Origin of the sequence: Rhodovibrio sodomensis, from assembly GCF_016583645.1 — a bacterium.
GTDB classification, from domain to species: domain Bacteria; phylum Pseudomonadota; class Alphaproteobacteria; order Kiloniellales; family Rhodovibrionaceae; genus Rhodovibrio; species Rhodovibrio sodomensis.
Genome location: NZ_NRRL01000008.1, coordinates 63314 through 86498 on the forward strand (window position 1 = coordinate 63314; position 23185 = coordinate 86498).

Genomic DNA, 23185 nt, shown 5'->3' on the forward strand with positions numbered 1-23185 from the left:
CATGCGGCTGACCAAACGGCTGCTCGACGCGCCCGCGACCCGCCGGACCCTGGCGTTCCTCAGCTTCCTTTACGTCCGGCTGGTCGAGCGCACCACCCGGTTCGAGATCGACGACAGCCGGCTGCGCGCCCTGGACGCGGACGGCCAGGGCGGGATCGCGACCTTCTGGCATGGCCGGATGATGCTGCTGCACCGGGCCTGGACGCCGCGGCCGCGCCGGTTTCACATGATGATCTCGAACCACCGCGACGGCGCCCTGATCTCCGAGGCGATCCGTCACATGCGGGTCGAGACGGTCGGCGCGGACAAGCGCACCGGCGGGCTGAATGCGATCCGGCAAGCGACCAAGCTGGTCCGGCAGGGCGAGTGGATCGGGATCACCCCGGACGGTCCCAAGGGCCCGCGGATGCATGCCCGCGGCGGCGCGATCAAGCTGGCGCAGCTGACCGGCCGGCCGATCCTGCCGGTGTCGATCGGGGCGTCGAAGGTGCGCTTTCTGGGCAGCTGGGACCGATTCATGCTGGCGTTCCCGTTCGGCCGGGCGGAAATCCGGTACGGCGCGCCGGTGCACGTCCCGCGCCACGCGGATGGCGCGACCCTGGAGCGCTGCCGCCGACAGCTGGAATCGGAGATGAACCGCCTGACCCGGGAGCTCGACGTCGCCTTCGGCCACCCGCCGATCGCCCCCGAGCCCGGCCCCGCGCCGGAGCGGCTCGACAGCGCTGGGCCGCAGGCCCGGCCCGGCGCCGGCGACAGCGCGCCCAAGCACCGGGTGGCCCGGTCATGAGCGCCTATTCCCTGTACCGCGTGATCACCTTCCTGGCCGGCCCGGCGCTGCGTGTCTATCTGCACCGCAGGGTAACGCGCGGGAAGGAGGAGAAGGGCCGCCTGCGCGAGCGCTTCGGCGTCGCGTCCCAGCCGCGCCCGGACGGCCCGCTGGTGTGGCTGCACGCCGCCAGCGTCGGCGAATCGCTGTCGCTGCTGCCGCTGGTGGAAGCCCTGCGCACGCGCGAACCCGCGCTCACCGTCCTGGTCACCAGCGGCACCGTGACCTCGGCCCGGCTGCTGCAGACCCGCCTGCCCGCCGGGGTGATCCACCAGTACAACCCGATCGACCGCGCGGCCTGGGTGCGCCGCTTCCTCGACCACTGGCGACCGGACCTCGCGCTCTACGTGGAAAGCGAGCTGTGGCCCAACCTGCTCGGCATGACCCAGGCGCGCGGCATCCCGACCGGGCTGCTGAACGCCCGGATGTCGGAAACCAGCTTCCGCAACTGGCGCCGCATGCCCGCGTTCATCCACCGGCTGATGGCGGGCTTCCGCTTCTGCCTGGCGCAGAACCCGACCCAGGCCGAACGGATGGCGGACCTGGGCGCGCGCAACCCGCGGCCGCTCGGCAACCTGAAATGCGCCGCCAAGCCGCTGGCGGTCGACCCGGACGCGCTGGCGCAGCTGCGCGCGGCGACCGCGGGCCGCCCCTGCTGGCTCGCCGCCAGCACGCACGACGGCGAGGAGGCGGCCGCCGCCCAGGTGCACGGCGCCCTGGGCGCGCGCCATCCGGGTCTGCTGACCGTCGTCGCGCCGCGCCACCCCGAGCGCGCGGGCGAGGTCGTGCGGCTGCTGCGCCAGCGCGGCCTGCGGGTGGCCCAGCGCAGCCGCGACGGTCTGGCGAGCCTGGACGCCGAGACCGACGTCTACCTGGTCGATACGCTGGGCGAGCTGGGCCTGTTCTACAGCCTGTGCCCGGTCGCGTTCGTCGGCGGGTCGCTCGGCCAGGTCGGCGGGCACAATCCGATCGAACCGGCCCGGCTGGGCTGCGCGGTCGTCCACGGGCCGGACATGCGCGCCTTTTCCGAGGTCGCGGAGGACCTGAGCGAACCCGGCGGCAGCTGGCAGGTCGCCGACGCCGACGGCCTGATCCGCGCGGTCGACCGCTTGCTGTCGGAACCGGACACGCGCGCCAACCAGACCGCCGCCGCCCGCGCGGTCGCGGAAGCGCAGGCCGGCGTGCTGGACGCGGTGCTGAACGAACTGGACCCCTACCTCGCCCCGCTGCGCCCCGCCGGCGGCAAACCGGCCGGCCGGCCGCTGGCCGGCGCGCCCGTGTCCGCCGGCCCCCCGACCGCGGACCGGACCGCGGCAAGCTGAACGGGCCTTCGACCGCCATGCGCGAACCCAGCTTCTGGTATCACGACGGCGCTGCCGCGCGGCTGCTGAGCCCGCTCAGCGCGCTTTACGACGCGCTCGGCCGCCGGCGCGCGGCCGGGCTCACGCCGTTCAGCTGCGGCGTGCCGGTGATCTGCTTGGGCAACGCGACCTCCGGGGGCACCGGCAAGACGCCGGTGGTGATCGACCTGGCCCGCCGGCTGCAGATGCGGGGTGTGCTGGTGCACCTGCTGAGCCGCGGCTACAAGGGCCGCGAGACCGGGCCGCACCCGGTCAACCCGATGGCCGACGACGCCGCGCGGGTCGGCGACGAGCCGCTGCTGCTGGCGCGCGCCGCGCCGACCTGGGTGGCGCGCGACCGGGCGGCCGGCGCGCGCGCCGCGGTGGCGGCGGGCGCGCAGGCGATCCTGATGGACGACGGATTGCAGAACCCCGCGCTGAAACGCGACCTGAACGTCCTGGTGGTCGACGGCGCGCGCGGCTTCGGCAATCGGCGGGTGATCCCGGCCGGCCCGCTGCGCGCGCGCCTGGACCGCACGCTCGAGCAGGTGCACGCGGCCGTGGTGATCGGCCCCGACCGCGCGGGGGTCGCCGACCGGCTGCCGGCGGGCCTGGCGCTGGCGCGCGCCGAGGTCGCGGTCGATCCGGTCACGCGCACCCGCCTGAGCGGCGTGCGCGTGTTCGCCTTCTGCGGCATCGGCCGGCCGGACAAGTTCTACGCCACGCTGCGCGACATCGGCGCGGAGGTCGCGGCGACCCGCAGCTTCGCCGACCACCACCGCTACCGGCCGAGCGAGCTTACCGGCGTGCTCGAGCTGGCCCGGCGCGGCGGCCTGACCCCGGTGACGACGGAAAAGGACGCCGCCCGCCTGCCCGCCTGGGCGCAGGCGCGGGTGGAGGTCGTGCCGATCGGGCTCGCCTGGACCGGCGACGGCAGGCTGGACAGCCTGCTGCATCGGGCCGTGCCGGCCGCGGGGGCGGCATGAGCGCGTCGACCGGACACGCCGACCGCCGGCCGCGCGACCATCGCGGCCCGGGCAAGCGCGCCGGCCCGGGCAAGACGCTGCGCTGGCTCGCGGAGGCGGCGGCGACCTGGCTGTGGCTGCGCGCGATGGGCGCGCTGTCGCCCGACCGGGCGTCCGACCTGGGCGGCTGGCTGGGGCGCACGGTCGGCCCGCGCTTGGCGGTCGACCGCACCGCGCGCGCCAACGTCCGCCTCGCCTTCCCCGACCTGCCCGAGCCGCGGGTGCGCGAGATCGTGCGCGCGTCCTGGGACAACCTGGGCCGGACGGCGGCGGAGTACGCCCACCTCGCGGCCATCATGGACCCCGCGAGCGGCCGGGTGACCTACAGCGGCCACGAACGCCTGCAGCCCGCCGTCGACGGCCGGCAGGCGATGATCTGCTGGTCCGGCCACTTCGCCAACTGGGAGGTGCTGGGCTGTGCCGCCGCCCAGCTCGCCCCGCGCTCGGTCGCGATCGTGCGCGACCCCAACAACCCCTACGTCGCCCGGCTGGTCGAGCGCGCCCGGTCGGTCGCCGGCGGCGAGCGGGTCAACAAGGGCCGCGAGGCCAGCCGGCGGATGATGGCGGCGGTGCGCGACAAGGCGCTGCTCGCCGTGCTGCTCGACCAGCGCCTGTCCGACGGGATCGACGCGACGCTGTTCGGCCAGCCGGCGAAAAGCCCGTCGGGCGCGGCCGTCCTGGCGGTGCGCCGGCAGATCCCGCTCTACCCCGTGCGGATCGAACGCGCCGGCCCGGCCCGCTTCCGCGTCAACGTCGAGGACCCACTGGCGCCGCCGCAGGACGCCGACCGCGACACCTGCACCCGCCAGCTGGTCGCCGCCTGCAACGCCCGCCTGGAAACCTGGATCCAAGCCCGCCCCGGCGAATGGCTCTGGCAGCACCGCCGGTTCGAGAAGCCGGCGTATATGGGGTAGGTGCGCGAACGCGCGCTGACGCCAATCCGCGGCGGCGATCCGTGGTGAGGGGTCCCGGTCACGTTTTACGAGCTTGGTAGTTGCCCCGGACGGCCCGCCTATATACTTTCCAAGAGTTCGGAAACATTTTTAGGGGCCTGGCTATGGGCGAACAGGTGGAGATGCTCAGCTCGCACGAGGCCGCGTACCTGGCTGGCGTGAACGAGCGCGAGATCCACAGAGCGATCGACGAGGACCTCGTACCTAAGGATCTGGTGCGTTTAAATGGCGGCCGACGGGCGTTCACACCGGCTGCGTCTGTCATGATCGCTTTCTACGTCGATCATAAGGACAGGCTGACGGGTAAGGAGCGCCGGCGCGTGATCGACAACGTCGCGCACCGGGTGAGTACCGAACTGCTCGATGCGAACCTGTCGATGGATCCGTCGACCAGTTCGCTTACCGATCTCTCAGTCGAGGACCCGGACAACAACCTGAAGCTTGTCGGGCCGTACATCGATCGGGTGCGCGGGCGTCTCGACCGCCTCAAAAAGGCGCGAGACCTTGTGCACAGCAGCTCGGAGATTCTCAGCGGGACGCCCGTCATCCGGGGAACGCGGGTCCCGGTGCACTCGGTCGCCGGGACTTACGGCGATGAGGGGGCAGAGGGGGCGCTCAAGGCGTATCCGAATCTCGATAAAGACACGGTCGAACTCGCGAAGCTCTACGCCGACACGCATCCACCCCGCGGACGTCCGAAGGCGCATTCGGTTCCCGAGGGAGCTACGGTCGTACGAACCCGGCGCCGCAAACGCAGTGACGGAAAATCGGGGGCCGCCGGGCTCGCCTGATGAAATTCCTGGTCGACGAATGCCTGTCGCCCGCGCTGGTTAACCGGCTGCAGACGGCAGGCTACCAGGCCACACATGTAACCCATCTAAATAAGAGCGGGTGGTCCGACCAGGCGCTGATGGCGGTGATCCTCGATGCGGACTGGACGTTTATAACCGGCAATGCGTTCGATTTCCGGGGGCCGGCAGGTACCCCGGGAAGTTCCGGTGGATATTCCGGCGCCAAGATCCATGCGGGGCTGATTTGCTTGAACCGTCCTTACAACGACAGCCGACGAATCCAGCTTGAACTCCTCGAGGAGGCCCTGTCGGAAATCAACGAACTCGAAGGAGACCTGGTTAACCAAGTGCTCGAAGTCACGCTTCACGACGACGACACCATCGAGGCCACTGTGTACGGCCTCCCTACGTAACCCCGCCCTTCCTGGACTATATCCTTCATTCACGGAAGGAGTCCGGTTTTGGCCCAACCGGTTATTACGAGACATTCTGCCAAGGTCGCCATTGGTCCGACTGCCGAGCCGTAGGCGTGGCCAAACTGCGATACGGCTGGCCGGTCGCGCACCGCGCCCCCGGCCGATCACCTGCGCCACGGGGCCGAAAAGGCACCCGGCCGCGATCCCTACAACAGCGACCCCTGCCCGCCGCCGTCGGCCGGCTTGCCGCGCGGCTTGCCGGTCTTCTTCGCCGGTTGGCTGCGGCTGGGCGCGGGCTTGCCCGCGGGCTTGTCCGCGGGCTGGGGCGGTGACGGCCGGTCGCCCGCCCCGGGGCCCGCACCGGCCACGGCGGACACCGTGTCGTCGGCGAAGGTGATGTCGAGGTGCTGGCCGGACGCGACATCGCGGGCGCGGGTGGCGAGTTCGCCGTCGGCGTAGACCACGGCGAAGCCGCGTTCCAGCGTCGCCTGGTAGCTGTAGCCCTCGAGCAGCCGGCCCAGTTCGTCGACCCGCTGGCGGGCGTCGCGCACGCGCTGGGCGGTAGTCTGCGTCAGCCGGCGCTCGGCGTCCAGGCCGTCGAACCGGTCGCGCGCGCGTTCGATCCGGCGGTGACCGGCGGTGGCGATCCGCTCGCCCAGGTTGTCGACCCGCTCGCGCACCTGGGCGATCTTCTGGGTCGGCGTGGGCAGGCGCAGGCCCAGGTTGTCCGCGCTCTCCCGGCGCTGGCGCAGGAACCGTTCGACCGCGCCGCCCAGGCGCTCCGACAGGTCGTCGACCGCCTGCCAGGACTCCTCCAGCTTGCGCTTGGGATCGGGCAGGCCGCGCGCCAGCCCCTCAAGATGGGTGCGCCGGTTGTCCAGCCCGCGGGTCGCCGCCCCGATCAGCCGCCGCTCGAAGTCGGCGACCAGGTTGACCAGCTCGCTTTTCACCGGGACCGCGATCTCGGCGGCGGCGCTCGGCGTGGGCGCGCGCCGGTCGGCGGCGAAGTCGATCAGCGTGGTGTCGGTCTCGTGCCCGACCGCCGAGATCAGCGGGATCTCCGAGGCAGCGGCCGCGCGGACCACGCTTTCCTCGTTGAAGCCCCAGAGGTCCTCCAGGCTGCCGCCGCCGCGCGCGACGATCAGCACGTCCGGCCGCGGCACCGCGCCGTCCTTCTTGAGCGCGTTGAAGCCCTGGATCGCGGCGGTGACCTGCGGGGCGCACTGCTCGCCCTGCACCGCGACCGGCCAGACCAGGACATGCCGCGGGAAGCGGTCGGCCAGGCGGTGCAGGATGTCCCGGATCACCGAGCCGGTCGGCGAGGTGATCACGCCGACCACGCCCGGCAGGTAAGGCAGCGGGCGCTTGCGCTCCGCGTCGAACAGGCCCTCGGCGGCGAGCGTCTTCCGGCGCTCCTCCAGCAGCTTGAGCAGCGCGCCCTCGCCCGCCATCTCCAGCGAGTCGACGATGATCTGGTAGGACGACTTGCCGGCGTAGGTGGTCAGACGGCCGGAGGCGATCACCTCCAGCCCGTCCTCCGGCAGCATCGAGAGCTTCTGCTTCATGCCCCGGAAGCAGACCGCGTCGAGCACCGCGTTCTCGTCCTTCAGGCGGAAGTAGACGTGGCCGCTCGCCGGGAAGCTGGGCCGCGAGATCTCGCCGCGCACGCGGACCCGCTCGAACGCGCCTTCGACCGTCTTCTTCACCGCCTGGCCGAGCTCGGTCACGGTGAAGATCGGCTGGTTGTCGCCGCGCGGGTCGGCGTCGGACTCGAACGGCATCGGGGCGGAGGAGGCGCGCGGCTCTGTCATGCCATCATTACTATGCTAGACGCCCCGCGTTTGACAAAACCGGTGTGCGCACGAAGCCGATCCCAAAGCCCGTCCGAAACCAACGAGCGACGACACTACGAGAGACCGCGATGAAGATCCTGGTTGTCGGCGGCGGCGGCCGCGAGCACGCGCTGTGCTGGGCGCTCGCCGCCTCCCCGCTTTGCGACGAACTGTACTGCGCGCCCGGCAACGCCGGCATCGCCGAGGAGGCGACCTGCCTGGAGATCGGCGCCGAGGACGTCGACGCGCTGGTCACCGCGGCGACCGACCGCGCGATCGACCTCGCCGTGGTCGGGCCGGAAGCGCCGCTGGTCGCGGGCCTGGTCGACGCGCTGGAGGGCGCCGGCGTCAAGACGTTCGGTCCGAGCAAGGCGGCCGCCGAGCTGGAGGGGTCCAAGGCGTTCGCCAAGGAGCTGTGCGCCAAGCACGGCATCCCCACGCCGGCGTTCCAGCGCTTCACCGACGCCGAGGATGCCAAGGCCTATGCCGCCAGCCAGCCGCTGCCGATCGTGGTCAAGGCGGACGGCCTGGCGAGCGGCAAGGGGGTGACCGTTTGCCAGACCCACGGCGAGGCCGAGCGCGCGATCGACGCGGCGCTGGTCGACAAGCGCTTCGGCGCGGCCGGCGACAGTGTGATCGTCGAGCAGTGCCTGAGCGGCCAGGAGGTCAGCGCGTTCGCGCTGGTCGACGGCGAGACCGCGCTGATGCTGCCCTGCGCGCAGGACCACAAGCCGGCGTACGACGGCGACACCGGGCCCAACACCGGCGGCATGGGCGCCTACTCCCCGACCCCGCTGGTCGACGAACCGACCGCCGAGCTGATCCACGCCACCATCCTGCAGCCGACCGTCGAGGCGATGAAAGCCGAGGGCCGGCCGTTCAAGGGCCTGCTCTACGCCGGGCTGATGATGACGCCGGACGGCCCGCAAGTGCTGGAGTACAACGTCCGCTTCGGCGATCCCGAGTGCCAGGTGCTGGTGATGCGCCTGATGTCCGATTTGCTGCCGGCGCTGATGGCGGCCTGCGACGGCGTGCTGGACAGCTTCGACATGCGCTGGTTCGCCGAGACGGCCGTCTCCGTCGTGATCGCCGCGCGCGGCTACCCCGGCAGCTACCAGAAGGGCGAGCCGATCGGCGGCCTGGACGCGCTCAAGGCTGAAGAGGACCTGGTCGTCTTCCACGCCGGCACCAAAGCCGACGCCGACGGCAGCGTGCGCGCCAACGGCGGGCGGGTGCTGACCGTGACCGCGCTGGGCGGCACGCTGGAGGAGGCGCGCGAGCGCGCCTACACCGCGATCGACCGGATCGACTGGCCCGGCGGTTTCTGCCGGCGCGACATCGGCTGGCGCGCGCTGGCCAAGCCGACGATCGAGACGGAGGACTGAGGCGGCGGGCGTGACGGGGCGATGCATCGGCGCCGCTGATGGATCCTTCGGGATGCTTGGCGTCGCACAGCTCCTCAGGCGGACGATTCAAGTTTCTCACCCCTAACTTCTAGAAGAAACATCCGAGGGGCTTGAGGCCACGTCGCCGCGCCACAGCCCCTCACCCGCCCGCGGCCAACCGGCAGACGCGAGTGCTGGGGCCGTGGCGGCGCGTGAGACGTGACTCCGCCGGCCGGAACTGGCAGACTGCAAATTGGTCCTCGAAAGGGGACGGGCGACTTTTCGTGAAAACACGCCTTCGCGGGTTCTGGACCGCGTGTTCTGGGAGGTGGAGATGATGAAAAGCGTGATCGCCGCCGCGGCCATCGTGGCGTTCGGTGCGACCAGCGCCGCCGCCGGCTGCGGCTGGAAGAGCTCCAATACCGTCGCCGACCTGGACGTGAAGACCGAGCGGCAGCAGACCGCCAAGCAGTCGATCCCGGCCGATGCGTCCGAAAACAGCACGCACCGTACGGCCGAGACGGACGGCAAGAGCGAGCGCCTCCAGCTCGCCGTCGATCCGCGCGCGAACGCCGCGGCCAACAACTAGAGCAAGATGCTGAAAGGTGAAGCCACCTCGCAGCTGAATCTTGCTCTCTCTTCAAGCATGTAGCTCTGAGCCGTTACCGGGCGCCCGGGCCGCATGCCCGGCGCCCGGCCCTCCCCGCAAACGGCGCCATCAGCCCGGGCCGTGGGTCACCAGCCGGGCCAGTTCGGCCGCCAGATCCTGCGGCATGGCGTGGTGCATCAGGTAGTCCTCGTCGAACCCGGTCACCTGATGCAATTGGCGGATGTCCAACAGGGCGACCGACTCGCGCTTGACCGCGAGCAGCCCTTCGGCGGCCAGCTGGCGCAGCGTGCGGTTGACGTGCACCACCGACAGGCCCAGCGCATCGGCGATGATCTGCTGGGTCAGGGGCACCTGCAGCTGGTCGCCGCCGGCGAGGCCGCGCACCTTCAGCCGGGCCCACAGCTCCAGGAACAGGTGGGCGACCCGCTCCCGCGCCGACCGGCGGCCGAGGCTGACCAGGTGCTCGCCCATGATCTCCTGCTCGCGCGCCGCCGCCCAGACCAGGGCGGCGGCCAGCTGCGGCGACCGGGCAATCGTGCGCACGATCGCGGTCGGCGCGAACGGCGCGGCCGTCAGATCGCTCAGCGCGGTCACCGAACTGGTCGCCACCGGCGTGATCGCGCCGAACAGACCGACCGCGTCGCCGGGGGTCAGGAACGACAGGATCTGGCGCCGGCCGTCCGGCAGCGTCTTCGACCGGGCCGCCCAGCCGGTCAGAATGACGTAGCTGTCCCGGCGCAGCGCGCCCTGCGTCATCAGGTCCTGACCGCGCTCGTAGCTCACCTGCGGCCGATCCAACAGGCCGGCTAGCGTGCGCCGCGCCTGCGGATCCAGCTTGGCGAACAGGTCGAGCTTGGTCAGCAGCGCCCGCGCGCCCGGAGACATGTCGTTGGTTGCCATGGTGTGCAGGCAGACCTCTCTGTGCACGTCGCGAGCGGGCACTCTTTCGGGGAAGCGGACGCTCTGCGGGGCGCGCACGGTCGGCCTGCGTCCCGCACTCCGTTGGACCGACTTTTACACGCGCCGATCAAGAATGACAGAAGTCGCAGCAAGCTGGAAGCGGCACGCGACTTGACGGATTCTCACGACTTCCTGACTCTAACATCATGAAATCCGTAACTTCTCAGGCTGCGATAACGCACCGCTTCTTGTCATGGGTTGGCGATTCTCAGGTGCATGCGCGGTAAGCTCCAACCCATCGCGGGTCACCCGGCGCGCGTCTGCGTTCCGGTCGCGTGGCCGGCGCGGCGCGGTCGACCGGTCCAGGCACCGCGCCGGGCCGTGCCGTCCGTCCGATGCAGCGTGCAGGGCCGGCGCGCCACGGCACCCAACCGAGGGAGCCGACAGACGATGCTCACTGAAGGCCAACGCTTCGCCCTGCTCGACCGCGACGGCCGGCGCGTCGAGGACTGGGAAGTCGCGGCGATCCACCGGGCGCGTGGCGTGCGCACCCGTGCCACCCTGGTCGACCCGCGCGACCGTTTCCGCGAACTCGACCTGACGGCCGACGACCTGCGCGACCGCCGGCGCTTCCGACCGGTCCCGGCGATCTCCCGGCATCGATCGCCAGCTGGACCCGTGTAGAGCAAAATCGATGAAGGTCGGGTCGACCTTCATCGTAGTTTTGCTCTAACTGCCTAGAGAGAGAGCAAGGCTCAGCTGAAAGGCGGCTTCACTTTTCAGCATCTTGCTCTGGCGACGGCGCGCAGCCGCGGCCGGCTCATGGTCCCCGGCCGGCCGCGGCTTACTCTATCCAGATGCGAACGCCAGGCATGACCCCGCTAACGTCGGGCGCGGAAGAAGCGTTGCAGCAGCTCGGCGCAGGCGGTCTCGTCCAGGCCGCCGATCACCTCGGGCCGCCAGTTGCATTGCGGCTGATCGAACACCCGGGCACCGTGCTCGACCCCGCCGCCCTTGGGATCGTAGGCGCCGAAATAAACCCGGCGCACCCGCGCCAGCGCCAGGGCCGCGGCGCACATCGCGCACGGCTCCAGCGTGACATAGAGGTCGCACGCCTCGAGCCATTTCCGCCCGAGCGCCCGACAGGCGGCGCGGATCGCCAGCAGTTCGGCGTGCGCGCACGGATCGCCGTCCGCCTCCACCCGGTTGTGCGCCTCCGCCAGGATCCGGCCGTCGGCGCCGTCGACCACGACCGCGCCGACCGGCACCTCGCCGATCGCCGCCGCCTGCCCGGCCAGCGTCAGCGCCCGGCGCATCGGCGCCTGCGCACGCGCACCCGGCGGCGGCGTCATCGACGGCATGGCGACCCTTCCGGTTCTTGGCGTGACGGGTGGGGCGTTTCCAGCTAGACGGGGTGGACGGGCACTGTCGTGGGCGGTCCCGCGTGCGGTCAAGCGCCCACGGGCGTGCGAACTGGCGGGCATATTGATCCGGGGCCGGAAAGCGGCTAGAGCAAGATGCTGAAAGGTGAAGCCACCTTTCAGCTGAGCCTTGCTCTCTCCCTTCAGGCAGTTAGGGCAAGATTCACGATTAAGGTCGACCCGACCTTCATCGATTTTGCTCTAGCACCCGAGAGTTGGGCCGCGGCCGGCGCCCGCGAACCGTCCACGGCATCAAGGATCACGCGACAGGCAGGGAGCGCGCCCCATGCTGGACACCGACCTGGAGACGATTTGCTGGCTGATCGTCAAGGTGCGCGAGTTCGAGGTGGAAGACGCCATGCCGGCGGAGGCCGGCGACGACGACGCCACGCTCGCGCCGGATGCCGAAGACGCGTTGGCGGACGTGGACGAGAGCCGGGCCCAGGACGACCCGATCTACGCCGAGGCCAAGCGCGTGATCGACGAGCTGAACGAGGAGGCGCAGATCGAGCTGCTCGCGCTGACCTGGCTCGGCCGCGGCGACTACACGGCCGCCGACGAATGGCAGGAGGCGCTCGACGAGGCCGCCAGCCGGCACGCGGAAATCAACGCGGCCGAATACCTGCTGGGCAATCCGCTGCTCGCCGACTACCTGGAGGAGGGCTTGAGCCAGCTCGGCCTGTCCTGCGAGGGCACCGACGCCTTCTCGATGTAGGCGCGGGTCTTCCCGCCGCCTCTCGCCCCGCCATCCCGCCTAGAGCAAAATCGATGAAGGTCGGGTCGACCTTCATCGTGAGGTTTGCTCTAACTGCTTGAAGAGAGAGCAAGATTCAGCTGAAAAGTGGCTTCACCTTTCAGCATCTTGCTCTAAATAAAGGCCCGCTTTCATGTCGACACGCCCACTGATCGGCCTCTCGCTGGACAGCGAGGAGGCCGGCGGCTGGTCCAAGATGCCGTGGTACGCGCTGCGGCAGAACTACTGCGCAGCCGTCGCGGCCTCCGGCGGCCTGCCGGTCGCCCTGCCGCACGAGGCCGACGCGGCCGAGGCCTACCTCGACAAGCTCGACGGGCTGGTGATCACCGGCGGGGCGTTCGACGTCGACCCCAGCCTGTTCGGCGCCGAGGCGAAGCACGAAACGGTCAAGACCAAGGACGCGCGCACCCGCTTCGAGCTGGCGATCCTGAACGGCGCGCTGGCCCGCGACATGGCGATCCTGGGGATCTGCGGCGGCCAGCAGCTGCTCAACGTCGCGCTCGGCGGCACGCTGATCCAGCACATCCCCGACCATGTGCCGGACGCGCTGGCCCACGAGCAGCCGAACCCGCGCACCGAAGCCGGGCACGCCGTGCAGCTGGTCAAGGGCACCCGCCTGCACGCGATCTGCGGGGCGGACGAGCTGCAGGTCAACTCCGCCCACCACCAGGCCGCGGCCGGGGTGGGCGACGGCGTGGTGATCAACGCGCGCGCGCCCGATGGCGTGATCGAGGGGATCGAGGCGCCCGACCGGCGCTTTTGCATCGGCGTCGAGTGGCACCCGGAGTTCCACATCTCGGCCGGCGACAAGCGGATCTTCGACGCCTTCATCCAGGCCGCGCGGGGCGACGCATCCAGATGAGCGACAAGACCGACGACACCGGCGCCGCCGACGGCGCTGCGGCCCAGCGGGTCGCCAAGCTGATCGCGCGCGCGGGCGTCTGCTCCCGGCGCGAGGCCGAGCGGCTGATCGAGCAGCGGCGCGTGGCGGTCGACGACCAGACCCTGACAACCCCCGCCGTCACGGTCGACGACCCCCAGCGGATCACGATCGACGGCGAACGCCTGCCCCAGCCCGAGCCGACCCGGATCTTCCGCTTCCACAAGCCGAGCGGCGTGGTCACGACCGAACGCGATCCCGAGGGCCGGCGGACGATCTACGAGGTGCTGCCCGACGGGCTGCCGCGGCTGATGCCGGTCGGGCGGCTCGACCTGACCTCCGAAGGGCTGCTGCTGCTGACCAACGACGGCGCGCTGAAGCGCCGGCTGGAGCTGCCGGACACCGGCTGGATCCGGCGCTACCGCGTGCGCGTGTTCGGCGACCCCGACGCCGACCAGCTGGCGACCCTGCAGCAGGGCATCACGGTCGATGGCGTGCGCTACGGCTCGATCGACGCGCAGGTCGATAGCAAGGCGGGCGCCAACACCTGGGTCACGGTCTCCCTGCGCGAAGGCCGCAACCGCGAGGTCCGGCGGGTGATGGAGCACCTGGGCTACCGGGTGAACCGGCTGCTGCGGGTCGCCTACGGCCCGTTCCAGCTGGGGTCGATGAAGCCAGGCGAGGTCAAGGAGGTGCCGCCCAAGGTGCTGGCCGAACAGCTGGGCCTGGCGCAGTCGCCCGAGCGCAAGGTCGGCACCGCCAAGGCCAAGCCGCCGAAGAACGCGCGCAAGCCGGACAAGCCGCGCAAGCCCGCCGGTGGCAAGCCGGGCAACAAGCCGGCGGGCCGCGCGGCCAATCGCGACCCCCAGGGCCAGCAGGACAAGCAGAGCAAGCCGCATGCGCATCGTCGCCGGACGTCATAGGGGCCGGCCGCTGAGCGCGCCCGCGGGCGAACAGACCCGCCCGACCAGCGCGCTGACCCGCGAATCCGTGTTCAACATCCTGACCCACGGCAAGTTCGCCGCGGACGGCGACCCCTTGCCGGGCGCGATGGTCCTGGACGGCTTCGCCGGCGCCGGCGCCAACGGGCTGGAGGCGCTTTCCCGCGGGGCCGCGCACGCCGTGTTCATGGAAAGCCAGGCGGCGGCGATTTCGGCCCTGCGGGAGAACCTGAGGACGCTCGGCGAGCAGCAGAACGCCACGATCGTGCACGGCGACTGCCTGCATCCGCCGCGCGCCACCCGCGCCTGCGACCTGGTGATCCTGGACCCGCCCTACCGCCAGGGCATGGCGCCGCCGGCGATGCGCGCCCTCTGGTCCAGCGGCTGGATCGCCGCGGACGCACTGGTCGTTGTCGAATTGATGAAGACCGAGGACCTGAGCGTTCCCGAGGGCTTCGAGGAGATCGAAACCCGCAAGTACGGCAAGGCCAAGGTGGTCTTCCTGCGCGCGCCCGAGCGCTGAAGCGCCTGTAGGGTGTTTTCCGTAAGGGTGGCTTCGCGCCAGCAACCCACCTTTTGAGGCCGCGTCACGGCGGATTGCCGCTTACAGGGCTAATCCGCCCTACAAGAGCCTCTTCGCCTCGGCGGCGGACAGGGAACAAAAATCCCCCGGCACGGCGCATGGCCGTGCCGGGGGGAGCCACCTCGGGTCGGGCGCGGTTTAGCTGCCGGAGACGGTGTAGTCCCGCAGCTTGCCGTCCTTGAAGATCTTCCGCTGATAGCTCTCGCTTTTCTGCATGCCGTTCTCGTTGACGGCCTTGTCGCCGGTCACGCCCCGGTAATCGTCGGCGACCTCATGCAGCGCCTCGGCGATCTGCTTGGGCTTGGTGGAGCCGGCCTGGTCGATCGCCAGCATCGCCATCATCGCCGCGTCGTAGGCGTAGCCGCCGAACGCGGTCAGCGGCGCCTCGCCGAACTCCCGTTCGTAGGCCTCGGCGTACTCGGTGTCGTAGAAGTTGCTGTCGACGCCGACCACAAGGCCCTTGATACCCTCGGCGACCTGCGGGATCTCCTTCACCTCGTTGGACCACATGGTCATGTAGTCAGCGTACCAGCCCTTGGGCATCTCCTTGCCGCTCTCGTACATCTGGCGGAGGATCAGCCGCGCCTCGGTGCCGTAGGCGGTGAAGAAGCCGGCCTTGGTGTCGCCGCGGAACAGCTGCTTGATCTCCGGGCGGTAGTCCGACTTGTTCAGCTCATAGCGCACCGTTCGGGTGCACGCGCCGCCGGCCTGCTTGACCGTCTTGCAGGCGTTCAGCTCCAGCCCGACGCCGAACGGGTTGTTCGGGGTGATCGAGGCGAACTTCTTCACCCCGCTGTCCTGCATGGCGAACTGGGCGAGTTCGGCGCCCATGATGTTGTCCAGGCCGATCGCGTTGAACATATACGGCCCGATCTCCGCCAGTTTGGGCGAAGTCGAGCCGACCGAGATCTGCACGGTCTGGTTCCTGTTGGTGAACTGGCCGGTCGGCACCGAGATGCCGGAGGAGAACTCGCCGATCACGACCGGCACGTCGTCGACGTTGACCAGCTTGCGGACCGCATCCATCGCGGAGGCCGGCCGGCTTTCGGTGTTCTCCACGATCACCTCGACCTGGCGGCCGTCGAGCAGGCCCGGACCGAGCTTGCGGGTTTCGCCGCCGTCCATCGGCACTTCGTAGCCGTTGTTGACCCGCTGGACGGCCAGCTGCATGCCGCGTTCCATGTCCTGACCGACCACCGCGTTGGTGCCGGTCAGCGAGGTCAGCTGACCCAGCTGAATCGGCTCGCCCGCCGCCGGGCCGGCGCTCAGGCCGGCCGTCGCGGCCAGCGCAACCACGCTGGCAACCGTACGTTTCAGACTGTGCATCACGGTGCCTCCCTTGGTCCTGCCGCCGCCGGACCCTGGAGGCCGCTTGCCGCCACGCGGCCCGGCTCGGGCGGCGTTCGGATTCTGTGTCGCGGGCAAGATGCTGAGCGGCGGGACCGCGTTTGCCCTGATGCTTGCCCGGTCTTCTGGACGTCCCGCCGGCGCGGCTGTGGCCGTGCCTGCGCGCCGGCCGCTTCGTCACGCCATGGGCCCGGTTCACGCGGTCCGGGTCTTGTTGTTGTCGCGTTACCGGCAGAGATAGCAATCACTGGCCCGGTTGTTAACCCGGTGGCGGGTTGAGCGGTGCTCGGGTCAGCCGTCGGCTTCCGCCACCTGACCGCCGAGGTAGGCCTGGCGGATCTTGTCGTCGTTCAGGATATCCTGCGCCTTGCCGTCGAAGGCGTTGCGCCCGTCCGCCAGCACGTAGCCGCGGTGGGAGATCTCGAGCGAATGCTGGGCCTCCTGCTCGACGATCAGGATGGTGCGGCCTTCGGCGTTGATCGCCTGCACCTTCTGGAACACCTCGTCGGCCATCTGCGGGCTGAGCGCGGCGCTTGGTTCATCGAGCATCAGCAGGTCCGGCTCGGTCATCAGCGCGCGCGCCATGGCGAGCATCTGCCGTTCGCCGCCGCTCATCGTCTTGACCCGCTGCTTGCGCCGTTCGGCCAGGCGCGGGAAGCCCGCGTACTGCGCCTCCATGCGCTGCTTCAGCGTGCCCTTGGCGAGCGTGTAGCCGCCCATCCGCAGGTTCTCCTCCACGCTGAGCGAGGGGAACACGTTGTCCAGCTGGGGTACGTAGGCGATCCCCTGGACCACCCGCTGGTCCGGACGCAGCCGGCTGACGTCCTCGCCCTGGAAGCGGATCTGCCCGGCGGTCGGATACAGGTAGCCCATCACCGCCTTCAACAGGGTCGACTTGCCCGCCCCGTTCGGGCCGATGATGGTCACGATCTCCTGCTTCTCGGCGTGCAGGTCGACCTCGGTCAGCACCTGCGTCTCGCCGTAGCCGCAGGTCAGCCCGTCGACGTCGATCACGGCCATGGGCTTGCCTCTCCCCTTACGCGTGGGCTGCCCGACGCGGCGGCGGGTCCCCTCACCGCCCGCTCTGCCGGGCGAGGTAGGCGCGCAGCACGTCGTCGCGCTGCAGCACCTCGTCGGTCGCGCCGCTGGCGATGATCTGCCCGGCGTCCAGCACGGTGACGCTGTCGCACAGCCGGCGGACGACCTGCATGTTGTGCTCCACGATCAGGAAGTTCTGACCCTGGCTCTGAAGCGCGCGGATCACGCCGACGATGCCGTCGATCAGCCGCGGGTTCACGCCGGCGACCGGCTCGTCCAGCAGCAGCAGTTTGGGCCGCACCATCAGCGCCTGACCCATCATCAAAAGTTTCTTCTGCCCGCCGGAGAGCGAGCCCGCCGGCGTGTCCGCCTGGTGGTCCAGCTTGATCTGCGCCAGGATCTCCCAGGCGCGCTCGAGCGCCTGATCCTCCTGCCGGCGGATCGCCCCCGGGCGGAACAGCGCGGCCAGCACGCCCTCGCCGACCTGCTGCTGCGGGGCGAGCAGCAGGTTTTCCATGACCGTCATCGCCTGCGGGTTCAGGCTGGCCTGGAAGGTCCGGACCAGCCCGCGCCGGGCAATCCGGTCGGGGCTCAACCCATCGATCCGCGCGCCGTCGAACCGGACCTCGCCGACGTCGGGCGCGGCGAAGCCGGAGATCACGTTGAACAGCGTCGTCTTGCCCGAGCCGTTCGGCCCGATCAGCCCGGCCACGCCGCCGGCGCGCACTTCCAGCGAGACGCCGTCGAGCGCGGTCAGCCCGCCGAAGGATTTGCGCACGTTGTCGGTCTGCAGCAGCGGTTCGGCCATGACCCTAGTCGCTCCCCTGCCGCCTGCGGGTGTGGGCGTAGCGGCGCACGCGCTCGGGCACCAGGCCGTTCGGCAGGAACATGATCACCAGGATGATCAGCACGCCGATCGCCACCATGCGCAGGGAGCCCAGCGTATCGGCGTCGATCGGCACTGCACCGGCGAGGAACCGGGTGGAGTTGTAGATCGCCTGGATGATCAGCGAGCCGACCAGCGCGCCCAGGTGGTTGCCGGCCCCGCCCAGGATCACCATCGACCAGACGATGAAGGTCTCCAGCGGCTTGAAGTAGGTCGGATCGACGAAGGCGTTGAAGTGCGCGTACAGCACCCCCGCCAGCCCGGCGACGCCGCCGCCCAGCGCCATCGCGCGGATGCGCAGCCAGCGCGCGTCCTTGCCCAGCGCCCGCGGCACCTCGTCGCCCTCCCGGATCGCCTTCAGCGCGCGGCCGAACGGCATTCCGGTCAGCCACTGCACCAGCCCCCAGGAAAGCGCCACGAACCCTGCGACGAGGACCAGATAGAAGATGCCGAATCCTTGGTTGCCCAGCGTGTCCAACAGCGGCTGCGGGATGTCGGAATAGCCGTGCGGGCCGCCCTGGTAGGTGCCGCCGATCGTGGTGTTCTTGAAGAACAGCCGCACGATCTCCGCCGCCGCCAGGGTGGAGATCGCCCAGTAGTCCTGCTGCAGGTGCGCCGTCGGCAGCGCGATCAGCGCGCCGAACGCCGCCGCCAATAGCACCCCGCCGATCAGCCCGACGACGACGTTGGTCCCAACCACGACCGTCAGGATCGTCGAGCCGTAGGCGCCCAGCATGAAGAACGCGATGTGGCCCAGGTTGACCAGGCCGGTCAGGCCGTACTGCAGGTTCAGGCTGAGCGCCAGGATCGCCCAGATGCCAATGATCGTGAGCAGGTAGGTCAGGAACTCGATCATCGCCGCGCCGCCCCCATGATGCCCTGCGGGCGCAGCAGCAGCACCGCGATCAGGAAGACGAACGCGATCGCCGGCTTATAGCCCGCGGGGATGAACAGGAAGTCCCGGTCGACACCGACCAGGGACCCGAGGAAGGCGAAGTTGATCGACAGCCCGACGTTCTCGGCGAAGCCCAGCACCAGCGCGCCCAGCATGGCGCCGTACGGCGAGCCGATGCCGCCCAGGATCGCCGCGCAGAACACCGGCACGATCACCGAGAAGCCCATCATCGGATAGATCTGCGTATCCAGGCCCAGCAGGATGCCGCCCAGGCCGGCGAACGCGCTGCCGATGAACCAGACCGCGCGGATGATCCGTTCGGTGAAGATGCCGCTCGCCTGCGCCAGGTTCGGGTTGTCCGCGGCCGCGCGCATCGCCACGCCCAGCTTGGTGTAGGTCAAGAGGCCGTGGAAGATCAGCATGCAGGCGACCGCCGAGGCGATGATCACCAGCTGCACGGTGGTCACGCTCGCGCCCAGGACCTCCATCGGCGCCTGCAGGGGCAGCGGAAAGTTGCGCGGACTGGGCCCGAAGATCGCGCGCAGCGTCTCCCGGATCGCGATGCCGAGCGCGAAGGCCGCGATCATCAGCATGATCGGCGAGCGGTCGCGCAGGTGCTGGAACACCAGTCGATCGGCCAGGATGCCCGCACCGCCGCAGACCGCGATCCCGATCACCGCGCTCAGCGCCAGCGGCAGTCCGGCCACGGTGGCGCCGGCGAGCGCGACGTAGGCGCCCAGCGGCGCGAACTCGACGTGGGCGAAGTTCGGGAACCGCAGCACCGAGTAGACCATCGTCAAGCCCACGGCCAGCAGGGCCAGGGTCGAGCTGCGGATCAGGCTGTCGAAGATGATCTGAGCCACCGGTGGCCGTCCTATCTTCCTGGTCGTTGCGCCCGACACGAGCGTGTGGCCTGCGACCGTCCGGCGCGGCCGACCCCGATCTTCACCATAAACCGCACCCGGGTTTCAACGGGGGGCCTCGCCCGCTGGCGGTGCCGGGTTAGTATCCATGGGCGACCGCCCTGGTCCCGCAACTAATTCCCCTCCTCCGCTGGGGAGGAGGGGCTAGGGGAGGAGGATGCCGTGCTCTCGGCGACGTGCTCACCTCCTCTCCCTAGCCCGCTCCTCCCAGTGGAGGAGAGGGGACCCGCTGCACCGCTTCGCCCACCCGCCCACGACGCGCACGCAGGAAGCCGCCGATGATCGACTTCTCCTCCGACACCCAGACCCGGCCGACCCGGGCGATGCGGGAAGCGGTGCTGGACGCCGAGACCGGCGACGAGCGCCACGATGCCTGCCCGACCACCCTGGACCTGAACCGGCGGGTCGCTGCGCTGTTCGGCATGGAGGCGGCGGTCTTCCTGCCGTCCGGCACGATGTGCAACGAGATCGCGATCGCGGTGCACACGCGCCCGGGGGACGAGGTGATCTGCGCCCGGGAAAGCCACATCATCTTCGCCGAAAGCGGCGGGCCGGCGGCGCTGTCGGGGGTGATGATGCACCCGCTGGACGCCGAGCGCGGCCTGTTCACGCCCGACCAAGTCGCGGCCGCGCTCCGTCCGCCGTCCAGCTTCGCCCCGCGCAGCCGTCTCCTGGTGACCGAGCAGACGTCCAACCTGGGCGGCGGTGCGGTCTGGCCGGTCGATCAGCTGAACGCGGTGGCGCGGACCGCCCGGGACCACGGCCTGGCGGCGCATCTGGACGGCGCGCGGGTGCTCAACGCCAGCGTCGCCACCGGCGTCCCGGCGGCCGATTACGCCCGGCATCACGACAGCGCCTGGCTCGCGTTCACCAAGGGGCTTGGCTGTCCGGTCGGCGCCGTGCTGGCGGGCAGCGCGCAGTTCATCCGCGACGCCTGGCTGCTGAAGCGCCGCTGGGGCGGGGCGATGCGCCAGACCGGTGTGCTGACGGCGATGTGCCTGCACGCCCTCGACCACCACGTCGACCGGCTGGCCGACGACCACGCGATGGCCCGCGACCTGGGTGCCGACCTGGCCGCGGCGCCGATCGTCAAGCGCGTCCTGCCGGTGGAGACCAATATTGTCGTGGCGGAACTGGCCGACAGTGCCCCGGACGCGGACACCGTCTGCGCGCGCCTACGCGAGCGCGGCGTCAAGGTGGGCCGGATCGGCAGACGCAAACTGCGCCTGCTGACTCACCTGGACGCGAGCGTGGACGACGCGCGCGCCGCGGTGGCGGCGGTGCAGGGACTGACGGTGGAAGCGTAACGGTTCCTTCTCCTCCCCTGGGAGGAGAGAGGAGGTTGCCCGCGGCACGGATGCGCGTGGTCCCTCCTCCCCTCGCCCCTCCTCCCACTGGACGAGGCGATCCGTGAAAGCCAGGAGGAGTTCGACGCCAGGCGCCTCTAGGCCTCCGCGGGCTCCAGCTCGCGCGCGCGGCTGTCGATCCGGGTGCGCAGGTCGCGAATGGCAGATTCGATCGCGCGCGTGTCGGCCGCGGTCTGCCGACCGTACTTACGCACACAGGCGAGCGCCTCGTCGAGCCGTTCGGTCTTGCTGGCGGTCGTCGTCGGATCGGTCATGCCGGTCGGGTCCCCTTTGGAACAACGTCGGGTCGGTGGAGCTCGGCCGGGCCCGAGGGAGCCCGGCGCCGCACGAACTCAGATATGCGCGGCGTCGCCGGTGTCGTGCGTGCCGTCGAGCGCGCGGATCAGGTCGATCAGCTCGGACAGCTCGCGCGCGCTTTCCGGATCCTCTCCGGCGACGGCGCGCAGGCGGTCCACGGCGAGCCACAGGTTGAGGTTTTGCATGGCGGCACGCGCTCCCTTCCGCTTGGCCCGCATCGGTCGCCTTGGACGGGGGCCTTGAACGTCGGCTCGGGTATTCGCATCCGGCGATCCGGCGACCCCGGCCTTTCGACACGGCGCAGACTGCCGAACCGATAGAAAAATGCCGATTCACTTTTTCCGTTGTTGCATTGCACAAAACTATTTCGACCGCGTTCGTCTGTCGGTGAACCGCCGATGAGCGCGTTTGCCTCGCGTTCGTGCGCAGACAATCTGCGACAACCGGGCGCACTTCAGGCGCGCGGGTACAAGAAAGCCCGGCACCGGAAGCGTCCGGTACCGGGCTTGCGGCCGCCGGCGAAGGCCGCCGAAGGCTGTTGGGGCGGGGGGTTACGCCGCCTGCTTCAGCAGCGGCTTGATGTCCTTGCGCGGGCGGGCTCCCAGGTGGGCGATCGCTTCCGCCGCCAGACGGGCGCCGAGCGCACCGCTGTCGGCATGCGACCAGCCGTGGGTCAGGCCATAGAGGAAGCCGGCGGCGTACATGTCGCCCGCCCCGGTGGTGTCCTCCAGCTGCGCCGGCTTGACCGCTGCGACCTCGGTCTGCGCGCCGCCATCGACCACGATCGAGCCCCGTTCGCTGCGGGTGACGACCGCGATCAGGCCGTCGCGCTTCAGCCACTCGACCGCCGACCAGACGTCGCCGGCGCCGGACAGCGTCTTGGCCTCCTCCTCGTTGGCGAACAGGATGTCGAGCCCGTCGTCGAGGATCTTGCGGAATTCCTCGAGATGGCGCTCGACGCAGCCGGCGTCCGACAGGCTGATCGCCGTCTTGGTGCCGTGCCTGCGCGCCGCCGGCAGGGCGATGTGGCAGGCTTCGTTGGCCTGCGGGCTGTCGAACAGATAGCCCTCCAGCAGCAGCACCTCGGCCTCCGCGATCAGGTCGGTGTCGACGTCGTCCTTGGACAGCGTGATCGCCGCGCCGAGCGAGGTGTACATGGTGCGCTGGGCGTCCGGGGTGACCGCGACCAGCGAGCGCGCGGTGGTCATTTGCCCGTCCGCGCGGTCGGTGGCGAAGGTGACGCCGTTGGCCTTCATGTCGTGGGCGTAGACCAGGCCCAGCTCGTCGTCGGCGACCTTGCCGATGTAGCCGGCCTTGGCGCCGAGCGCGCCCAGCGCGGCGACGGTGTTGCCGACCGATCCGCCGGAGCACTCCAGCCCCGCGGGCATGTCCTGATACAGCTGATCGGCGGTCTGCTCGTCGCCCAGCTGCATGCCGCCCTTGGTCAGGCCGTGCTTCTCCAGGAAGCTGTCCTCGACGTTGACCAGCACGTCGACGACGGCGTTGCCGATCCCGACAACCTTGTAGCTCTTATCGGCCAAGGTTCGTCCTCCTTGGATATGTGCGTGTACCTAAAGCGCGGCGCCCATGGGCGCCGCGCTTGCCCGTCGAACGGCCGTTGCGGCGGGTCCCTCTCCCTTGAGGGGAGAGGACAGGTGAGGGTGGGTTTGCCGGTGGATGCCGGGCAGTCCCACCCTCACCCTCCCACGACCCTGCGGGTCGCGGGCCCCGCCCTCTCCCCTCGAGGGAGAGGGGATGGCGCCCTCCAGAGAGAG

25 protein-coding genes are annotated in these 23185 nt (G+C 70.3%); 14 read left to right on the forward strand and 11 right to left on the reverse strand.

From position 1 onward, the window contains the following. The first annotated feature begins 1 nt into the window (after nucleotide 1). From CKO28_RS05965 to CKO28_RS05990, 6 genes are all read left to right on the forward strand, one after another. A complete protein-coding gene (locus CKO28_RS05965; protein WP_200339707.1) occupies nucleotides 2-787 on the forward strand; it encodes a lysophospholipid acyltransferase family protein in 786 nt (261 codons plus the stop codon). Then, entirely contained in the window at nucleotides 784-2148 is a 1365-nt protein-coding gene (locus CKO28_RS05970) for a 3-deoxy-D-manno-octulosonic acid transferase (RefSeq protein WP_200339708.1), read from the forward strand. The genes CKO28_RS05965 and CKO28_RS05970 overlap by 4 nt, the downstream gene beginning before the upstream one ends. A gap of 17 nt (nucleotides 2149-2165) precedes the next feature. Continuing rightward, nucleotides 2166-3152 (forward strand): tetraacyldisaccharide 4'-kinase, encoded by a 987-nt coding sequence (lpxK, locus tag CKO28_RS05975; protein WP_200339709.1) that lies wholly within the window; start codon nucleotides 2166-2168, stop codon nucleotides 3150-3152. Further along, nucleotides 3149-4105 (forward strand): LpxL/LpxP family acyltransferase, encoded by a 957-nt coding sequence (locus CKO28_RS05980; protein WP_200339710.1) that lies wholly within the window; start codon nucleotides 3149-3151, stop codon nucleotides 4103-4105. Before lpxK ends, CKO28_RS05980 begins: the two co-directional genes overlap by 4 nt. 143 nt (nucleotides 4106-4248) lie before the next feature. Continuing rightward, nucleotides 4249-4935 carry a DUF433 domain-containing protein gene (locus CKO28_RS05985; RefSeq protein WP_200339711.1) on the forward strand — a complete coding sequence of 229 codons (687 nt, stop codon included), beginning with the start codon at nucleotides 4249-4251 and terminating at the stop codon, nucleotides 4933-4935. Next, nucleotides 4935-5348 (forward strand): DUF5615 family PIN-like protein, encoded by a 414-nt coding sequence (locus tag CKO28_RS05990; protein ID WP_200339712.1) that lies wholly within the window; start codon nucleotides 4935-4937, stop codon nucleotides 5346-5348. Before CKO28_RS05985 ends, CKO28_RS05990 begins: the two co-directional genes overlap by 1 nt. 209 nt (nucleotides 5349-5557) lie before the next feature. Here CKO28_RS05990 and xseA read toward each other — a convergent pair whose 3' ends face one another. Further along, a complete protein-coding gene (xseA, locus tag CKO28_RS05995) occupies nucleotides 5558-7162 on the reverse strand; it encodes an exodeoxyribonuclease VII large subunit (protein ID WP_242480364.1) in 1605 nt (534 codons plus the stop codon). 110 nt (nucleotides 7163-7272) lie between these two features. Between xseA and purD the strand changes: the two genes are divergently transcribed. Together purD and CKO28_RS06005 are read left to right on the forward strand one after the other, a co-directional pair. Continuing rightward, nucleotides 7273-8568 (forward strand): phosphoribosylamine--glycine ligase, encoded by a 1296-nt coding sequence (gene purD, locus CKO28_RS06000; RefSeq protein ID WP_200339713.1) that lies wholly within the window; start codon nucleotides 7273-7275, stop codon nucleotides 8566-8568. A gap of 346 nt (nucleotides 8569-8914) precedes the next feature. Beyond that, nucleotides 8915-9157, forward strand: coding sequence for a hypothetical protein (locus CKO28_RS06005; protein ID WP_207168749.1), 243 nt, complete (start codon nucleotides 8915-8917; stop codon nucleotides 9155-9157). 129 nt (nucleotides 9158-9286) lie between these two features. Here CKO28_RS06005 and CKO28_RS06010 read toward each other — a convergent pair whose 3' ends face one another. Then, the gene (locus CKO28_RS06010; protein WP_200339715.1) at nucleotides 9287-10078 is read right to left on the reverse strand and encodes a Crp/Fnr family transcriptional regulator; all 792 of its coding nucleotides are present in this window, start codon (nucleotides 10076-10078) and stop codon (nucleotides 9287-9289) included. A gap of 450 nt (nucleotides 10079-10528) precedes the next feature. On the opposite strand from CKO28_RS06010, the gene CKO28_RS06015 reads away from it, so the two are divergent. After that, on the forward strand, nucleotides 10529-10762 hold the full coding sequence (locus CKO28_RS06015; RefSeq protein WP_200339716.1) for a hypothetical protein: 234 nt from the start codon (nucleotides 10529-10531) through the stop codon (nucleotides 10760-10762). A gap of 197 nt (nucleotides 10763-10959) precedes the next feature. Here the strand turns inward: CKO28_RS06015 and CKO28_RS06020 are convergent, their stop codons facing one another. Further along, nucleotides 10960-11439: a nucleoside deaminase gene (locus CKO28_RS06020; RefSeq protein WP_437127614.1), complete on the reverse strand. Its 480-nt coding sequence runs from the start codon at nucleotides 11437-11439 to the stop codon at nucleotides 10960-10962. Nucleotides 11440-11785: 346 nt separating this feature from the next. On the opposite strand from CKO28_RS06020, the gene CKO28_RS06025 reads away from it, so the two are divergent. The 4 genes from CKO28_RS06025 to rsmD all read left to right on the forward strand — a co-directional run bounded on the left by CKO28_RS06025 (nucleotide 11786) and on the right by rsmD (nucleotide 14597). Then, nucleotides 11786-12214: a DUF3775 domain-containing protein gene (locus tag CKO28_RS06025; protein WP_200339717.1), complete on the forward strand. Its 429-nt coding sequence runs from the start codon at nucleotides 11786-11788 to the stop codon at nucleotides 12212-12214. A 172-nt stretch (nucleotides 12215-12386) separates the two neighbouring features. Continuing rightward, nucleotides 12387-13115 carry a gamma-glutamyl-gamma-aminobutyrate hydrolase family protein gene (locus CKO28_RS06030; protein ID WP_200339718.1) on the forward strand — a complete coding sequence of 243 codons (729 nt, stop codon included), beginning with the start codon at nucleotides 12387-12389 and terminating at the stop codon, nucleotides 13113-13115. Next, nucleotides 13112-14056 (forward strand): pseudouridine synthase, encoded by a 945-nt coding sequence (locus CKO28_RS06035; RefSeq protein WP_200339719.1) that lies wholly within the window; start codon nucleotides 13112-13114, stop codon nucleotides 14054-14056. The genes CKO28_RS06030 and CKO28_RS06035 overlap by 4 nt, the downstream gene beginning before the upstream one ends. Beyond that, nucleotides 14031-14597, forward strand: a complete 567-nt coding sequence (rsmD, locus tag CKO28_RS06040) for a 16S rRNA (guanine(966)-N(2))-methyltransferase RsmD (protein ID WP_200339720.1) — start codon at nucleotides 14031-14033, stop codon at nucleotides 14595-14597. Before CKO28_RS06035 ends, rsmD begins: the two co-directional genes overlap by 26 nt. A 198-nt stretch (nucleotides 14598-14795) precedes the next feature. Here the strand turns inward: rsmD and CKO28_RS06045 are convergent, their stop codons facing one another. The 5 genes from CKO28_RS06045 to CKO28_RS06065 all read right to left on the reverse strand — a co-directional run bounded on the left by CKO28_RS06045 (nucleotide 14796) and on the right by CKO28_RS06065 (nucleotide 19686). Next, complete coding sequence (locus CKO28_RS06045) at nucleotides 14796-15983, reverse strand: ABC transporter substrate-binding protein (protein WP_200339721.1); 1188 nt, start codon at nucleotides 15981-15983, stop codon at nucleotides 14796-14798. A gap of 312 nt (nucleotides 15984-16295) precedes the next feature. Continuing rightward, the gene (locus CKO28_RS06050; RefSeq protein ID WP_200339722.1) at nucleotides 16296-17024 is read right to left on the reverse strand and encodes an ABC transporter ATP-binding protein; all 729 of its coding nucleotides are present in this window, start codon (nucleotides 17022-17024) and stop codon (nucleotides 16296-16298) included. Nucleotides 17025-17076: 52 nt separating this feature from the next. Then, the gene (locus CKO28_RS06055) at nucleotides 17077-17850 is read right to left on the reverse strand and encodes an ABC transporter ATP-binding protein (RefSeq protein WP_200339723.1); all 774 of its coding nucleotides are present in this window, start codon (nucleotides 17848-17850) and stop codon (nucleotides 17077-17079) included. 4 nt (nucleotides 17851-17854) lie between these two features. Next, nucleotides 17855-18784 carry a branched-chain amino acid ABC transporter permease gene (locus CKO28_RS06060; protein ID WP_200339724.1) on the reverse strand — a complete coding sequence of 310 codons (930 nt, stop codon included), beginning with the start codon at nucleotides 18782-18784 and terminating at the stop codon, nucleotides 17855-17857. After that, nucleotides 18781-19686, reverse strand: coding sequence for an ABC transporter permease subunit (locus tag CKO28_RS06065; RefSeq protein WP_200339725.1), 906 nt, complete (start codon nucleotides 19684-19686; stop codon nucleotides 18781-18783). Before CKO28_RS06065 ends, CKO28_RS06060 begins: the two co-directional genes overlap by 4 nt. A gap of 338 nt (nucleotides 19687-20024) precedes the next feature. On the opposite strand from CKO28_RS06065, the gene CKO28_RS06070 reads away from it, so the two are divergent. Continuing rightward, complete coding sequence (locus tag CKO28_RS06070) at nucleotides 20025-21053, forward strand: threonine aldolase family protein (RefSeq protein WP_200339726.1); 1029 nt, start codon at nucleotides 20025-20027, stop codon at nucleotides 21051-21053. A gap of 137 nt (nucleotides 21054-21190) precedes the next feature. Here the strand turns inward: CKO28_RS06070 and CKO28_RS06075 are convergent, their stop codons facing one another. From CKO28_RS06075 to CKO28_RS06085, 3 genes are all read right to left on the reverse strand, one after another. Next, nucleotides 21191-21367: a hypothetical protein gene (locus tag CKO28_RS06075; protein ID WP_200339727.1), complete on the reverse strand. Its 177-nt coding sequence runs from the start codon at nucleotides 21365-21367 to the stop codon at nucleotides 21191-21193. Between the two features lie 78 nt (nucleotides 21368-21445). Then, nucleotides 21446-21595 (reverse strand): hypothetical protein, encoded by a 150-nt coding sequence (locus CKO28_RS06080; RefSeq protein ID WP_200339728.1) that lies wholly within the window; start codon nucleotides 21593-21595, stop codon nucleotides 21446-21448. Nucleotides 21596-21961: 366 nt separating this feature from the next. Beyond that, entirely contained in the window at nucleotides 21962-22951 is a 990-nt protein-coding gene (locus tag CKO28_RS06085; protein WP_200339729.1) for an adenosine kinase, read from the reverse strand. Nucleotides 22952-23185 lie beyond the last annotated feature (234 nt).

Excerpts from the sequence above, each read along its gene's own strand:
- CKO28_RS06045 (WP_200339721.1), bottom strand. The coding sequence starts at position 15,983 with ATGCACAGTCTGAAACGTACGGTTGCCAGCGTGGTTGCGCTGGCCGCG.
- CKO28_RS05965 (WP_200339707.1), top strand. The coding sequence starts at position 2 with ATGCGGCTGACCAAACGGCTGCTCGACGCGCCCGCGACCCGCCGGACC.
- CKO28_RS06080 (WP_200339728.1), bottom strand. The coding sequence starts at position 21,595 with ATGCAAAACCTCAACCTGTGGCTCGCCGTGGACCGCCTGCGCGCCGTC.
- CKO28_RS05985 (WP_200339711.1), top strand. The coding sequence starts at position 4,249 with ATGGGCGAACAGGTGGAGATGCTCAGCTCGCACGAGGCCGCGTACCTG.
- purD (WP_200339713.1), top strand. The coding sequence starts at position 7,273 with ATGAAGATCCTGGTTGTCGGCGGCGGCGGCCGCGAGCACGCGCTGTGC.
- CKO28_RS06050 (WP_200339722.1), bottom strand. The coding sequence starts at position 17,024 with ATGGCCGTGATCGACGTCGACGGGCTGACCTGCGGCTACGGCGAGACG.
- CKO28_RS06025 (WP_200339717.1), top strand. The coding sequence starts at position 11,786 with ATGCTGGACACCGACCTGGAGACGATTTGCTGGCTGATCGTCAAGGTG.
- CKO28_RS06020 (WP_437127614.1), bottom strand. The coding sequence starts at position 11,439 with ATGCCGTCGATGACGCCGCCGCCGGGTGCGCGTGCGCAGGCGCCGATG.
- CKO28_RS05980 (WP_200339710.1), top strand. The coding sequence starts at position 3,149 with ATGAGCGCGTCGACCGGACACGCCGACCGCCGGCCGCGCGACCATCGC.
- CKO28_RS05970 (WP_200339708.1), top strand. The coding sequence starts at position 784 with ATGAGCGCCTATTCCCTGTACCGCGTGATCACCTTCCTGGCCGGCCCG.
- CKO28_RS06035 (WP_200339719.1), top strand. The coding sequence starts at position 13,112 with ATGAGCGACAAGACCGACGACACCGGCGCCGCCGACGGCGCTGCGGCC.
- CKO28_RS06030 (WP_200339718.1), top strand. The coding sequence starts at position 12,387 with ATGTCGACACGCCCACTGATCGGCCTCTCGCTGGACAGCGAGGAGGCC.
- CKO28_RS06075 (WP_200339727.1), bottom strand. The coding sequence starts at position 21,367 with ATGACCGATCCGACGACGACCGCCAGCAAGACCGAACGGCTCGACGAG.
- CKO28_RS06055 (WP_200339723.1), bottom strand. The coding sequence starts at position 17,850 with ATGGCCGAACCGCTGCTGCAGACCGACAACGTGCGCAAATCCTTCGGC.
- rsmD (WP_200339720.1), top strand. The coding sequence starts at position 14,031 with ATGCGCATCGTCGCCGGACGTCATAGGGGCCGGCCGCTGAGCGCGCCC.
- CKO28_RS06015 (WP_200339716.1), top strand. The coding sequence starts at position 10,529 with ATGCTCACTGAAGGCCAACGCTTCGCCCTGCTCGACCGCGACGGCCGG.
- CKO28_RS06060 (WP_200339724.1), bottom strand. The coding sequence starts at position 18,784 with ATGATCGAGTTCCTGACCTACCTGCTCACGATCATTGGCATCTGGGCG.
- CKO28_RS06010 (WP_200339715.1), bottom strand. The coding sequence starts at position 10,078 with ATGGCAACCAACGACATGTCTCCGGGCGCGCGGGCGCTGCTGACCAAG.
- xseA (WP_242480364.1), bottom strand. The coding sequence starts at position 7,162 with ATGACAGAGCCGCGCGCCTCCTCCGCCCCGATGCCGTTCGAGTCCGAC.
- CKO28_RS06070 (WP_200339726.1), top strand. The coding sequence starts at position 20,025 with ATGATCGACTTCTCCTCCGACACCCAGACCCGGCCGACCCGGGCGATG.
- CKO28_RS05990 (WP_200339712.1), top strand. The coding sequence starts at position 4,935 with ATGAAATTCCTGGTCGACGAATGCCTGTCGCCCGCGCTGGTTAACCGG.
- lpxK (WP_200339709.1), top strand. The coding sequence starts at position 2,166 with ATGCGCGAACCCAGCTTCTGGTATCACGACGGCGCTGCCGCGCGGCTG.